This window comes from Algoriphagus sp. Y33, assembly GCF_014838715.1.
Taxonomy (GTDB): Bacteria; Bacteroidota; Bacteroidia; order Cytophagales; family Cyclobacteriaceae; genus Algoriphagus.
Window position 1 is genome coordinate 2,644,986 of record NZ_CP061947.1, and the last position, 14,309, is coordinate 2,659,294.

The following is a 14,309-nucleotide window of genomic DNA, read 5'->3' on the forward strand; positions in this document are numbered from 1 at the left end:
CAAAACCTGTACCGCAACAGCTAAAATCAATGCCGAATTATTCATGGGAGATTTGTTTACGTTTAGTACCGGAATACCACACAAGGGCTGCTATGAACAGAAACAAGATAGTGAGCTGAATCCGGGCCAAGGAAGAAAAGAATATTTTGCTTTTATAAAATTCTTCATTCAGAGGATCTTTCTGCATGAGAAGCTGAAGGTCAGCCTGTGCAATCTTGGAAACCAACGACCCTGTATCCAGCTGCCATCCCCTGCCATCCAGCAGACCTGCTATCGCTCCTCCCCAATCATTGCCCATCGGAGTGATCAATGCCGCTATGAGCACCAGCAACAAAAGTAGAGGAGTGATATATTTCATAATCCATTTATATATGCCGGGGATACGGATATCCGCCCCTCTGTTTAGTTCAGCCCACGCGTTGTCCATTCCAAAAACCCAGGTAAACAATATCATCTCCAGAAAGGCAAAAACGACAAGACTTACAGTTCCTGCCCAATAATCATATTCGTCAAAGTACCCGTACCGGTAAAACAGGATAGTGGGCAACCCCATTACCAATGCCAGCGCACCAAAGGACACGGCTCCTTTTACTTTCCCCCATCCAAACTCATCTTTCATAAATCCCATCCACGGTGTTCCCATAGCTAAAGAAGAGGTGATGCCGGCAAAGAAGAGAAGTCCAAACCAGCAGATCCCTGCAACAACGCCGAACAGCTCCCCCCACTGCATGAACAAATAAGGCATCGTCTGAAAAGCCATTCCGAACCCGGCATTGTCCAACACCCAGTCCAAACCAAGGAATCCAGCCGCTATTGGTATGACAATCGCACTTCCCAGTACGATTTCAACCAATTCATTGGTAAAACCCGATGTAAGGGAGTTCAATGCGACATCTTCGTTTTCTTTGAGATAGGAGGCATAGCATTGTATGGATCCCATTCCTACTGAAAGGGTGAAAAAAATCTGTCCCGCTGCAGCCAGCCATACCTTTGGATCGAGAAGCGATGTATATTGGGGAGTCCAAAGGAAGTTAATACCATCCCATGCATTCGCTTCAGGAAAGGTCTCTGAGGCATAGTCGGATCCCATGCTCCAGCCCTTGAAAGCAAGTACTGCCCCAAACAAAATCAACAGTGGCATGCCTATTTTGGCAACTTTCTCAATGCCTCCCAATCCTGTAGACAAAATGTATACATTGATACCCAGAACAACTATATATACCAATACAGGTAGATAGGAAATGCCAAAATCAGATCCGTCAAGATTTACATAGTGAACAAAAAACATACTCACTTCTGACTGGGTCATTTGGGCAAATGTCCCGACCACGGTGTGGATGACATAAATAAAAGTCCAGGATTCTATATAAGTGTAGTATGCGACCACGGCCACATTGGTGAAAATCCCGAAGACTCCAACATACTTCCACCAGTTGCTATTGGCCATCGATCCAAGAATATACGGCGCACTGTGATTGCCTCTCTTGCCTCCAAATCTTCCTATGGACCATTCGGTAAACAGCAAAGGAATGCCCATGACCAGAAAACAAACCAGGTAAGGAATTATAAATGTTCCTCCGCCATTTTGGATCGCCTGCACGGGAAACCGCAAAAAATTGCCAAGGCCCACTGCATTTCCGGCCATCGCAAGTATCAAACCTGTCCTGGATCCCCAGGAATCTGTTAGTTTTGTCATAATTTCGAGAAATAGAAAGGACGTCCTATAGGACAATCCGTATTATTTTAGCTGATTTTTAATCAGTTCGAACCATTTCTCCGCCAAAACAGTCTCTCCCAGCAGGTCTGAATAGTGTTCGGCATCATAGATTTCCAATAAAACCACTTCTTTTGAAGCTACTTTGGGGACAAGTTCCAAAGCGACAAATTCCGGCAATTTCTGTGTTTGCGCAGTGGTTGTAGGATTCTGAAAATTTTTGATCAGGTTCACTTTTCCATAATCCCCCAGATCTAAGCAGCTGCTGAAGCTATCTATTCCATGCCGGACATAAACCAATACATTTTGATAAAGGTCTATCCCTAAGGCATATTGATACCTCCAAGTCTCTATTTCTTTGGGATTGGCACTTTTGGATTGCGCCAATTCAGTCAGGTGGGCAATAAGTTTGTTGTTTTTTTCCCTATTTTGAAATCCATGGTAAATAAACGGTGCGCTAAATGCGCACATCAGTAAGCATGACATTATTAATGTCACAGGTTCTAGTTGGAACATAATGATGATAGAATGGTAAATGATAAAATAAAATCAGGCCGGATACAGCCCCTGAAGATTTTATTAATTACCCTACCACGTATAAAAAAAATGGATAAAAGTCTCTTTCACGTCAAATAGTGCTATGGACTTTTTGAAAAACAAATAGAAATCAGAAGCGTCTTTTACCCCATAGTCTATTGAAATCCATTGAGCATTAAACTTGGACCACAGACTCCAATCCACGACAAATGAAGGGGTTTTTGGGGAGTCGCTGCACACCAGAATATCTGATACTTGCACGATACCCTGCTGTACAATCTCCACCCCGACAGCCCATGATCTTCCTGTATCTGCTTTGCTTAGCGTTAAACAATTAACGGATAGACTAAGCAGCCACACCAAACCGAGAAGGTACGCTATCCGCTGTTTCTTCATTTTTTCAGTGAAATATTATCGCAAGTTATGTCAATAAAAAATCAATTTGCAAGAGGAAATATTTTCAACATTCAAAACTATCCAAGAACCCGATAGTTGACAGCCAATTAGAAGTTTAGCCGGGTTTGCAGGGCCTCTGTTCTTAGTTATCATTGCCCTAACCGACATACTTTTTGCCTTAGAGAGCATACCTGCTATTCTTGCTATTACACCTGATCCCTTTTCTACCATGAACTCTTGATATAGACAGAATAGATGGAAATATTACTTTCTCTATTCTTTTTGTTGGAATACCTGAAGTAAACCACATCCGCACCCGCGGTATACTGCCCGGAGAAATGAAACCTTCTCAACAGCTCCGGTTTGATATGCCGATATCGGGGCAGTAAATGATGCTCCTCCAGAACCACTACCCTGTCAATCCAATAGGTCTTTAGATGGATTTCATTCCCGGGATCCAGCATGGGATATAGGTAATCGTATAACGGCTGTTCCCATCGATCGGGTAGCGCCCTCTTGCCTATCATCCATTTATAAAGAGACTTTCCACTTATACCCAGCTCATCCTCCATCGCAGATATCCGTAAAAAATGCCTGTGCATTACCAAAAACTGTCTGGCCATTGAGTCTGTTATCATATAATTGGATCAATCTTCTACGCCCTAAAGATATGCAGAAGCATAAATAAAGAATCGCTTTAAAAACCGGATCATTGCAAAACCTTTGTTATGGCGGTATCTGATAAAATGTCGGGGAAATGTCGGGTAAAAATAATGATTTAAATACCACTCCTGCCGGTTTTATGTGCTAAAATCACCCCGGAACTGCCTCGGGAAGGATTGTAAAGCCCGGTTGGGTTTGGGGAAATGGAATGCTGAATAAACACAATTATACTTATGAAAAAGATTGGTATCGGTATAGGGGCCGCATTGTTAGCAATTGGCTTAATTCTTTTCTATCTGAGTTGGCGTACACCCTCACTGTCTGAAAATCATGGCAAGATAGACACTCACTTGTATCTGGGCGATAGCGCAAGTCAGCCATTGATCGTAGCGTTTGGGGGTGGGTCGGGCGGTAATGACTGGGAGCGTAACTACCTAAAGGAAAAGCGGGACGAATTTCTAGCCAGAGGTTTTGCTGTATTGGCCATAGGGTATTTCAATTCCGGGCAGTCCCCAAACACACTGGACCGTATTTCACTTGACGCTATTTCAGATTCAGTCCTGCAAATTGCAAAGCGCCATCCGCAGGTGGACAGCAGCCGCATTATTTTAATGGGCGCAAGCAAAGGTGGCGAGTTGGTATTAAATCTGGCAAGCCGGTATTCTCATTTCAAAGGAGTTATAGCACTCTCCGCCTCCCATGTCTCTTTTCCTGCACATACCCTTGCGGCGAACACCTCTTCCTGGCAGGACAACAACCGGGAAATCCCTTATGTACCTGCGCCGTTAACTACTCTTGTTCCGGCATTAATGGGAAATTTGTATGAAGCTTTTACCTTGATGTTGGAGGATAAAAATGCCGTCCATCTCGCAGAAATAGAAGTAGAAAACATCAATGGCCCTATCCTACTCCTCTCGGGAACACAAGATGAGCAATGGCCTGCTACCCATATGTCAGAACAGCTGATCAGTCGCCTGGCCAAGCATAAGTTTAAGCACCGGTATCTACACCTTGCTTTTAAAGGAGGACATGTAGAACCCTTAAACCACTTTGACAAGGTGTTTGAATTTTTGGAAGAGGAATTTAAAAAATAAGTTCCGCTTATTGTAAGGCCATTCCGATAGCTTCTCGCTGGGGTGCCGGCTAGACGATCTTCCCAAAACTCTCTATATCATACCCGGATAGTACTGCATCCAGCCTTTTCTTTCTGCTCTTGTTGGCATCAGTTTCCTCTAAGGTCAATATCAGCTTCAGCAGCTTCATTCTTAAATCTTTGTCCTTAAGGTCCAGCCCATTTTGGCTCAGGGACTCTTCTATAAAGGCCTTGGCATTGTAGGGATGGACAGCCTCCTCTCTGAAAGCCGCATCGGCAGGATGAATCACTTCATTGTACATATTCATGAGCACTATACCATTGTCAGCTTTCTCAAGCATGTTCAGAGCATTCTCTATTACTTTCTTCAGTTTCATCTGTATATTTTTATTTATAATGGTCATAACTTGTCCCATGACAAAAGAAACGGGATAGCCTGTCCCGAACTCCATTCGGGAGAATCTCGCAGCGCTTATAATCATGCCAGTGTGTCGTTTTCGACATGCTCGATTTCATAAAGGGTCGGGTGATCTTCAATTAGGGCAATTATTACCGGGGCGGATAAGTTAACTTCAAAATTAGCGAATTGTCGGAATATGGACTGAATCAGGGATAGTCAATCCCACATTCTTAACAAGAAAAACCACTTGAATAATAATCCGAGATTCCTCGTCAATGTGATCTTACAAACTAACCATGGCAGTTTGGATCAACTAACCGCAATTTGTTGAACTGGAACAGGAAAAGGACGCCACTGTGATCCTGAATATGAGAGTGAAACAGAAGGAGAGATGATCTGTTTAGCTCAGACCCACAGAATCCCGGATCATTCCATAAGAACCTCACCTTCCCCAATACTTTTGGGAAAAGATTCATTGTTTCCAGAGAATCGGGACACAATGGTGTAAGATATGTGCGCCGAGGAGCGCACCTCGTCAGAGAAATCTGGCGAGGACGTATACTCGATTCCACAGTTATTTTTCATTTAGTTTCTTTGTTGTACAAATAGTCAGCAATTTTGAAGATAGCATAATTTTTATCTTGTGCAATTTCATTAAAAAACTGTCCATTTGTTATTTCATCTATTTGTTGTCCAAAGAGAATAGAGTTTGTTCGAAATTTTAAACCTTCAAAGTCAACTACCCAAGGTGTATAAAGATAGTTTGGCTTGTCGTCTGAGTTTTCGATTATTAATTTATTTCCATTTTGAAATACAATAGTGATTCTTCTCCAATCGGTTGTAGTACTCCAATTTCCATAAGCTTGCCAAAAGGCATTATTGATTTCTTCTTCACTTAGAGTAAAAAGTGATTCTGCAACTGACTTGTAAAAATTAAAGTCGATGTTTTCTCCCGGAAATGAATATAAATTATCAAAGTCAAAACGGTCTATTCCTGATTTCTTTATTTGTTTTTCTTCTTTGTCGATAAACTCCTTAAATTCATTTATGTCATTTTCTGTGATATTTAAATCATTTAATGAAACTTTTACAAACCTTGATTTATCAATTAGCTCAATAATCTGTTCTATTTTGTCAGTGTTTATTTCGCTTAAAGCACGGGAAAGATATTTTGAAGAACTTGATTTTTTATCAACTACAAATTTGTCGCCTTTTCTAATGTATGACCTTAATGAATTATTAGAATGGAAACAACCTTGACTGCCATTTTCAAAATGTAATTCCTTAACTACGAGATTGGAGAAAAGGCTTTCAGGTAAATTATATTCCTTAACTGACTTTTCTTTTGGTTCAAAGGTGTATTGTTTATTTAAACTTCGGTCTGCCAATACAATTTTGTTGTAAAATAAAGAAACATTGGCGATAGAGAAATCCACAGACAGAAATCGGTACCACTGCTTTTTCTTTTTGTCAAAACGAAAAATATCCTTATTCTCAAATCCATATTCTTCATCTTCAAAGTTTAGTTTCAAGTAGGGCTCTTGAATTGGGACTTCATCCGTAAATAACTCTGAAACTTTAAAGTCATCAGGATTAATTTTGTAAACGCTTTCAAATGTCAACACGAAAAGTTTGTTGTTTCTAACTCCAATTGCTCTGGGGATGTTTTCAAGCGATTTCTCGGACTGCCAAGTTTTAGAAAAAGCACTATCATAATGGCTTATGCTAAAATCTTGATTAATTGTGTAAAGGTTATTGTTTTCAGAAACTTCAAAATCAATTATTTCAGGGGAATAAGTCCAATCAATAGAATCCGATTTAGTTATAAACACTCTATCTTGTTGATTGATGATATAGTAGTTTCCAAAAATTCTTATTTTCCTAATGTCAGGTCGGTCTTCTTTCGAAAGCCTTTCATACTTTTCTTGACTTAAGGGTGTGGGTAGTTTTTCCCAACTGTGACAGTTATCAGTCGTTTTGTAGAGTACGTTCCAAAAAGAGCCAAACAATCCTGTTTGTTCATCTTTTGCAAAATGAATAGTTGAAAATCTTAGTGCGTTTTCATTTCCTGCCTTATCAAAGGATTTCCAAGTTTTGCCTGAATTTTCCGTGTAGTAAATGAGTTGCGAATTTCCACTCATCCAAGCTTTTCCTTTGTTGTTGATATATGCAGCGTCAATCCAACTGCTTTTACCAAATTTTACCTTTTGCCAATTCTTCCCGTGATTCCCTGACCAAAAAACAAAGTCTTGCTTACCATCTTCTTGAATAAACCCTGAAATCATCAGGGTATCCTCAGAAAAGAAATTTATTCTCTCAAATGTCTTTCCTGAAGTGAAATTATAAGGATCTAAAGAACCATAAGGTCCTATATGCCATAATTCACCGATTTGTTTGGTGAAATAAACATTTCCGGCTTTTGTCGCCACCCAAATTTCTTCGGATGGTGAAATTCCAATTTCTGATACTCCGCCTGCAATTGATAATCTAGATAAATATTCTTCTTGTCCAAAAACTGTAATTGGAATAAGTATGACTATCAATATGTGCAGTATCTTCTTCATAATTGTGGGCAATCGGGTCAGGCAAGGGAATTACACTTTTACATTCCTTCAGAACTCCCGTAGAACGGGACAGGCTGTGCGAGAGACTCTCATCCGCCGCAGCTGGCTCTTCATGCCCGCCTGTCCTCAGACAGGTTTATAATCCGCTTTGTACTAAAAGTACCTAAGGTTGAACCGATTTCCAATGCTCAAACAAGCTAAAAGAAATGAATCTAAAAGGGGATACTCTGGTTTCGTTTGACAGCTGTTTGATTGTTCCCTCCGCTACTGCAAGCGGTAGTTCATACGCAACGAAAACCTAGTAGTTGGTGCGTTTTCTTATTTGTTCCATTCGGGCAAGAGTATGATCTTATAACTCTCGGGATCTTAAGCACATTTTTCTGTTATTCTATTCGCTAGCTGTTGGAGCTTATCTGAATTGGCGCTTACATGATAAGTTTCAGGTTGACTTTGGTCATTTTGAGCATTAACGAGTTCAATTGCCATATTCGCCAATTCAGCTTTGAATAAAACAAGACCTTCAGAATCGTAATCAAAATCCAAGAGTTCAGATATTCTGGATTCCCCGTTAAGAGTCTCTTCATTTGTACTCGATATTGATCAGTTCCAAATCGGGACGGATAATCTGAACGCTTGATACATTGTCTTGGAAACCAAAATGAACTAGGTTGGAGTACTCACCCGACCTAAATTCCTTGCTCTTACCTTTCAATTCACTATCTGAATAAAGGATTACCCGGGCTCCCTCCGGGACTTTCATAGAAGTGATGCTGTCATTTTTCATAATAAGGAAAATTATAGCTGACTACCTCCCCCAACCCTGCCAGGTTTTGCTTTAACCCTCCGAAATCGGCATGCTCATAAAAACTGATCAAAGGAAATATCTTGGCATCATGTTCAAAAATCTCCATAGAACTGATTTTGTCATTCCAGTCTGCTACATAGCTATAATTACCGGGAAACAAAACCAATCTAGGTCCCCGAAATCCTGTGTCACGGTAGAAATAGCCAAAATAACCAGACTCCACCTTGATAGAACTTATCCGGTCATTTCCGATTGGAATAGTAACGTGTTGACCTACACCATTATTTAGATTTTGTCACAAATTTATATGTAAACAGAATCAGTTTATTGGATAAATCCCATGTTAATATTTCATTATCAACAAGCACTTTATGTTTTTTAGAAATATCCCGAAGAGAGTTTCCAACAGATCTTCTTAGATACTCGCTCTCGTGCGCTTTATGCTGACTTATCAGTTGTATCGCTACTTGAGGATTAGTCTTAAAGAATGGACGGCCTGTCCAAATCCTTAATCCCTCTGTTACAGCACGACAAACATTAGGAATTTTGTCGCTTAACCAATCCTTAATGACAGGTAATGATTTTTCATATCCTGTATCCATGCAATATTGGTCAAATGATTTTGCAAGTATCTCTTGAACTTGCCAGCTTTTATCATTGCTCACTTTAGTCCTTAGAATCTGCAATGCTACCGGATCTTTAGACGATATGTATCCCAATAAAAAGACTGCTAAACTGCGAACCTGATAAAAATCGTTTTCCAACAATTCAACCGCTAATTTCATTGAGTCTGAAATTGATTTTGAAACAACTATTTTTTTTGCTTCATATTCTATCGGTTTGAATCCATTTTCTATTTTTACTAATCTCTCAATAACCTCTTTCATATCGTGTTGTACGGTGTCTTACACTTGCAGCCAATCGGGTCAGTCCAGATAATTTTAATCCCACATTCCCACAGAACTCCCGAAAAACGGGACAGGCTGTGCGAGAGACACTTATCCGCCGCAGCGGGCTGTACATGCCCGTCTGTCCTCGAACAGGTTTATAAATCGCTTTGTACTAAAAGTACTTAAGGTTGAACCAATTTCCAATGATCAAAGAAGTCTGGTAAGGCGAATCACTACAGACGCCTCACCTGCTTCTTACAGCAGAGGGTTCATATTTCGTGTTACGCACGCAACGAAAACCTAGTTGTTGTGTGCTCGCGCTTACTCCGCTGCTCTTTTTTTGAAATATTCATTTGCCCCTAGTTTTCGGTCAACAAGAATCAAAATCAAACTTGTCAACAATGAGCCAATAACAAATGAAATTGGGCCAACTGTATTAGTCCCACGTTATAGAAACAGATCAAGATAATAATATTCAGTCCCAGTGAAATAAGTGAAGGTCTCATCCTTTCCTTTGTTAATAAGTCCACGATCACAAAAGTTATCAGATATGGAATTAAAATTATTGCAATCCTTATCCACATGAACATAATGGCGCCTTCAAAAGTCACGTCACTTGCCCGTCTGCCGCTAGTTATGAAAAATCCAATGATTGATTCTCCGAAACTCTGTCCTGCACAAAATACTAATCCTAGTAGTAATGAATATAATACTCTTCTAATCATCTCATTTAAGCGCTTGCACACACATAAAAATATAAGCAACCCGTTGCGTATATTTCACATATATCTGATACATGATATTTAACTAAATCATACTTTACTGTCCATTACCAGTAATTACTTGACAGTAAACGCTTACTATCGGAAATCTCAGTTTGAAGGTAGTTGATGCTATCCTATCTGTGTTCATCTCAGCCGTTTTTCCATAACTTTATCCTTGCATACGTTCATTTTGTATACTCATTTTGACTTCAGTATCCAGAGGTATTTGATGGGTTCCGGGTTTATGCCCGGGCGGGTGCTATAAAAGTTGGTTGCGCTTTCTGATGGTAAAGAGCAGAGGTAAGAACAGGAATAAAAAGATAAGAAACCAGCCCGCAGGCTTGCCCCTCACTAAAACAGTCCACCGGACTGTTTTCTAACGCTCGGTCCTAGGGTATGTTTTGGGGAAATGGGAGGAAAAGTGAAAGAATTGCGATGTTTTCCGGTTGGACAAGAGAATTTTCCGCATCCCATTGCATCCTTTTTTCAGACAAAAACAGAAAGTGAGGTTCATGATCCTGCTCCGAATCTGCAGTGTGGTCAATTGGTTTGACCCACCTTTTTCTTAAGTAGTATCGATTGCTTTATCGGACATAGAGGTTTAGGGTAATCCAGCTATGGGATTGGTATCTAAAAAATCAACCCTAGTCAATCAAAAGGGGCAATCCCGATGCTCAGAACAGATTAAGCTATGGAATACCAGGTAAATACAGCATGTCAAGGCACTCTTACTACTTAAAACATCAGGGCAGATAATACCCTTTACCCATTGTCCAAATCATAATAAATGTGATGCAATTGTGGAAGACGTTGCGCCTTAGAGCTCTTTTTATCCTGAACTAATCATGGTGAAGATTTTGCAACAGACACAAACTGGAATAGACTATACAGCTAATCTTTCCGGAACTTAGATTATTGCAGTAGGAAAAAGGAAAATCGGTAACTATACACCTCCCCTCAGTCTATGACAACGTGGTATGCTACAAGAGAAAATAACTCAAAAAAATATTTTGTTAAAAATTCATAAAAAATTTATCAACTGATAATCAGAAGATTATGAAAAATCAGTTTTCCCATAAAAATTCTAATACAATTAAAATATTGCACCTTAAAACAAAAAATATGCATTATGAATAAACAAGTCTTTTTTCACTGAAAATCAATACCTTATACAGGGTATTGACATCGTGCTAAAGATTTGATTTCATTTGGAAAAAAAACATGAGGCACCTATTGATTGTTTGCGCTGTTCTCTTCTCGATCAAATGTTTTGCCCAAGGCCAAACCCATAGTCAAGAACATCAGAACATTATCCATTCTGATACCGACTCATTGAAAAATGACCAAAAGGATCAGGTTATCCAAAACTTAAATTCCCAACCCTTTAGCCCGGTAGAACCATTCAGAAAAATGCAGGTTCCCCCCTCTCCCCAGATGGCCGCATTGGGACAATTTGGAGAAATACCCGTAAATCATTCCACAGGTCTAGCTAAAGTCGCTGTGCCCATCCATACTATTACTGTAAATGGGTACGAACATGAGATTTCCTTAGCATATCATGGGAGCGGAATAAAAGTCAATCAAGCCGCCTCGAATGTAGGCCTGGGATGGGCCTTGAACGCTACCGGGGCATTGGCCCGGAATTCCAATAAAATTGGCGGAGACCAAGTTCAGCTTCCATCCAATTATATTGGCTTTAATCCACATACTTCAACCAATCTATATGAAGCAAGTAGAAGTAACGCTGACTATATGTGGGCGCATAATGGATTAAATAATTGCTATGATACTGAGCCCGACATAATAAATTTCAACTTTGGTCAATATGCAGGTGTAATGGTACCTATCCAACAGGGTACTTATAGAGAAATTCCTTATACAGGACTTCAGGTACAACAAGGCACCAACTCATACATAATCTATGATAACTACGGTACAAAATTCACTTTTGATGTAAAAGAAACCACCTATCTGCCTCCTGGATGCCCTGGATCTTTGTACCATAGCTCGGGAGGGTGTATTAATGCGGGGATTTACAACGACTCTTTTTATTTGTCCAAAATTGAATCCAAAGAAGGAGGTACCATCACATTTTTTTACGAGAACGAAAACTACACCTATGCAATAAACCGCGTGGAGCAAAAATATTCCTGGATAGTAGGCAACGGCTGTCAACCAGACCAAAATCTAATCGACAACAATTGTATCCAAGAAAGCTGGGTAACGGGTAAAAGACTCATTAAAATCGAGACCTCAGAAAACGAACAGATCATTTTTAAATATAAAAATGAAACCACTTCAAATGGAACCAGAGAAGATCTTCCCGGCGCAAAAGGGCTTCAGTACATAGAAGTTTATGATAAAGGTCAATTGAGTCCGTTAAAAACCGTAGAATTCACTACTTCATATTTCACTTCCAGTGGATCAACCGGTCCCAACCATCAAGCAGTATGGAACAAGCGGTTGAGGCTAGATCAGGTGAAAATCGACCAGGACCAAATATACTCCTTTACCTATAACGGCAATCTGTCTCCAAGGCTTTCATACGATCAGGACTATTATGGGTACCATATATTTAATTATGTCTACACAGCGACCCCCTATGATGCAACCCACAATCCCAACGGAGCCAATAGAGCTCCCAATGCAAACCGGGTCACGGCGGGATTGTTAAATAAATTAACTTATCCTACGGGAGGTTATTCCACATTTGAATATGAACAAAACATTGTATTTGCATCCAACCAAAACCAAGCTGGACCGGGTGTTAGGATAAAAAGAATAAATGCCTACACAGATACCAATGTATTGTCAAGCTATACGGATTATAAGTATATCTTAGATGGAAGCACAAATTCTTCAGGGAAAATAAACAGCCTACAAAGCACCTACAATTTTCTTGACCAGCAATCCCAATGGCAGCATGACAATGATACAGGCCCTTATAAACTTCAATGTTACTTCTTCTCAATAAGTAGTGACGACCAACAATCATCCTTTTTAAGCAAGACATATAACCCAACTTATAGCCGGGTAGAGGAAATTGTACACGATGGATCCCAGGGAAAAACAGTCCACCATTTTTCGACAGTAGGCGATATTCTTACAACTACTCCGGTTGGGATTGCAGCAATGGATTATGACTGGACATATGGGATTCCAACCAAAAAAGAAGTATTCAAAGGAACCGGCACATCCTTGGAAAAAATAGAAGAAACCATCATTGAATACAAAACTTTTCTCACGAACACCACTGTATACCAGTCATATGCAGGCCCCAGTTCATATTATAGTTTTGGGATGAAATTAAGAAGGATGCGTGCGGAAGTAGAACCCGGCATTAACTGGACTTTTAAACCCGCTGTGTACAAATTGCACAAGTATGGCTATATCTCTGCTTTGGTGTCTAAAAAACGTGAAATCACCAGGAGCTATAAAAATGGGGTAAATTTTGAAACAAATGTTTATTATTCTATTGATTCAACAAACAACCGGATCACAAAGGCAGTCTATAAAGGCAGCAGTTCATCAGGAGAAGGCAAAAGCAGATATTTTTATTACACAAGCCAAATAGGAGGACAAACATCATTCTTAAAATACAAAGACCCCATCCTTTACCTTGATAAAAAGATCCGGGGTACTTCAGAATACACAGTAGGAGGAGGATACTTTCCGCTGAGTAATGTAAATGGATACTCTGTTCATCAAAAAGCATATACTTTAGATCTCCAGCACCCCACAGCGAGTTATAGTCTCAATCTATCAAATCCACCCGCCAGTGTTGGGTTTCGGCTCACGAATGAAGTTTTAACCTATAATTCTAAAAACTACCCTACACTGATAAGTGATGAAAATGTAAAAACCAAAATCCTATATGATTACTATGATACCAAGCCTGTATCCTTTATAAGGAATTTTACCGGTGTAGATGCAGATATAGCATACACCAGTTTTGAAACCGGCAACAAAGGAGGATGGATCTATACTATACCGTCAACTCTAGTAAGGTCATCAGCATATACAGGTGGCGTTTTACATGCCGTATCGGGACATCCAGTCTCAAAGTCAGGGCTTAGCTCCGGTAAAACATATGTTTTATCTTTTGTAGTTAAGAGAAACGGAACCGAAACCCCAAATCTAATAGTCAAGAAAGGGGGCGTTACTATAACTGATTCTGGAATTTCCAACGCTGATATAAATTCAAACTGGTTGATATACCAGTACAGTTTCACTGGAAGCACGTCTATCCAGATTGAAGGGAGTGGTATATTAATCGACGAACTGAGGTTACAGCCCGCAGGCTCTATAATGGAAACATTTGGGCACATACCTTTTGTCGGATTGAACTACTCTGCCTCACTTGATCTTATTGCGACCAATTACTCATTCAATCCCCAACGAAGACTGAGCATTATAAGAAATGGCTACTTTGAAAGGATCAAGCAATACTTTTATCAATACAAAGCCCCCTTATCTTTTTAAT

General features: G+C 39.9%; 11 protein-coding genes. 2 read left to right on the forward strand and 9 right to left on the reverse strand.

Annotation, left to right across the window (positions count from 1 at the left end; genetic code table 11):
- Positions 1 to 37 precede the first annotated feature (37 nt).
- The 4 genes from ID165_RS10775 to ID165_RS10790 all read right to left on the reverse strand — a co-directional run bounded on the left by ID165_RS10775 (position 38) and on the right by ID165_RS10790 (position 3,285).
- A complete protein-coding gene (locus tag ID165_RS10775) occupies positions 38 to 1,696 on the reverse strand; it encodes a sodium:calcium symporter (protein ID WP_192350436.1) in 1,659 nt (552 codons plus the stop codon).
- Positions 1,697 to 1,738: 42 nt separating this feature from the next.
- A complete protein-coding gene (locus ID165_RS10780; RefSeq protein ID WP_225587077.1) occupies positions 1,739 to 2,212 on the reverse strand; it encodes a hypothetical protein in 474 nt (157 codons plus the stop codon).
- 90 nt (positions 2,213 to 2,302) lie between these two features.
- The gene (locus tag ID165_RS10785) at positions 2,303 to 2,647 is read right to left on the reverse strand and encodes a hypothetical protein (protein WP_192350440.1); all 345 of its coding nucleotides are present in this window, start codon (positions 2,645 to 2,647) and stop codon (positions 2,303 to 2,305) included.
- A gap of 224 nt (positions 2,648 to 2,871) precedes the next feature.
- On the reverse strand, positions 2,872 to 3,285 hold the full coding sequence (locus ID165_RS10790) for a hypothetical protein (RefSeq protein ID WP_192350442.1): 414 nt from the start codon (positions 3,283 to 3,285) through the stop codon (positions 2,872 to 2,874).
- A gap of 258 nt (positions 3,286 to 3,543) precedes the next feature.
- Here ID165_RS10790 and ID165_RS10795 point away from each other — a divergent pair, with 258 nt between their 5' ends.
- Entirely contained in the window at positions 3,544 to 4,404 is an 861-nt protein-coding gene (locus ID165_RS10795) for a S9 family peptidase (RefSeq protein ID WP_192350444.1), read from the forward strand.
- Positions 4,405 to 4,453: 49 nt separating this feature from the next.
- On the opposite strand, the gene ID165_RS10800 is transcribed toward ID165_RS10795, so the two are convergent.
- The 5 genes from ID165_RS10800 to ID165_RS10820 form a co-directional block, all read right to left on the reverse strand.
- Positions 4,454 to 4,780, reverse strand: a complete 327-nt coding sequence (locus ID165_RS10800; protein WP_192350446.1) for a hypothetical protein — start codon at positions 4,778 to 4,780, stop codon at positions 4,454 to 4,456.
- 604 nt (positions 4,781 to 5,384) lie between these two features.
- Entirely contained in the window at positions 5,385 to 7,367 is a 1,983-nt protein-coding gene (locus ID165_RS10805; protein WP_192350448.1) for a YCF48-related protein, read from the reverse strand.
- 580 nt (positions 7,368 to 7,947) lie between these two features.
- Positions 7,948 to 8,151 (reverse strand): hypothetical protein, encoded by a 204-nt coding sequence (locus ID165_RS10810; RefSeq protein ID WP_192350450.1) that lies wholly within the window; start codon positions 8,149 to 8,151, stop codon positions 7,948 to 7,950.
- Positions 8,141 to 8,431 (reverse strand): beta/gamma crystallin-related protein, encoded by a 291-nt coding sequence (locus tag ID165_RS10815; protein ID WP_370539758.1) that lies wholly within the window; start codon positions 8,429 to 8,431, stop codon positions 8,141 to 8,143. Before ID165_RS10815 ends, ID165_RS10810 begins: the two co-directional genes overlap by 11 nt.
- A 22-nt stretch (positions 8,432 to 8,453) precedes the next feature.
- On the reverse strand, positions 8,454 to 9,059 hold the full coding sequence (locus tag ID165_RS10820) for a DNA alkylation repair protein (protein WP_192350454.1): 606 nt from the start codon (positions 9,057 to 9,059) through the stop codon (positions 8,454 to 8,456).
- A 1,988-nt stretch (positions 9,060 to 11,047) separates the two neighbouring features.
- Here ID165_RS10820 and ID165_RS10825 point away from each other — a divergent pair.
- On the forward strand, positions 11,048 to 14,308 hold the full coding sequence (locus tag ID165_RS10825; protein WP_192350456.1) for a hypothetical protein: 3,261 nt from the start codon (positions 11,048 to 11,050) through the stop codon (positions 14,306 to 14,308).
- The last annotated feature ends 1 nt before the right edge of the window (position 14,309 follow it).

Coding starts and splice junctions, on each gene's coding strand:
- ID165_RS10775 (WP_192350436.1), bottom strand. CDS start 1,696: ATGACAAAACTAACAGATTCCTGGGGATCCAGGACAGGTTTGATACTT.
- ID165_RS10785 (WP_192350440.1), bottom strand. CDS start 2,647: ATGAAGAAACAGCGGATAGCGTACCTTCTCGGTTTGGTGTGGCTGCTT.
- ID165_RS10790 (WP_192350442.1), bottom strand. CDS start 3,285: ATGATAACAGACTCAATGGCCAGACAGTTTTTGGTAATGCACAGGCAT.
- ID165_RS10795 (WP_192350444.1), top strand. CDS start 3,544: ATGAAAAAGATTGGTATCGGTATAGGGGCCGCATTGTTAGCAATTGGC.
- ID165_RS10800 (WP_192350446.1), bottom strand. CDS start 4,780: ATGAAACTGAAGAAAGTAATAGAGAATGCTCTGAACATGCTTGAGAAA.
- ID165_RS10805 (WP_192350448.1), bottom strand. CDS start 7,367: ATGAAGAAGATACTGCACATATTGATAGTCATACTTATTCCAATTACA.
- ID165_RS10810 (WP_192350450.1), bottom strand. CDS start 8,151: ATGAAAAATGACAGCATCACTTCTATGAAAGTCCCGGAGGGAGCCCGG.
- ID165_RS10820 (WP_192350454.1), bottom strand. CDS start 9,059: ATGAAAGAGGTTATTGAGAGATTAGTAAAAATAGAAAATGGATTCAAA.
- ID165_RS10825 (WP_192350456.1), top strand. CDS start 11,048: ATGAGGCACCTATTGATTGTTTGCGCTGTTCTCTTCTCGATCAAATGT.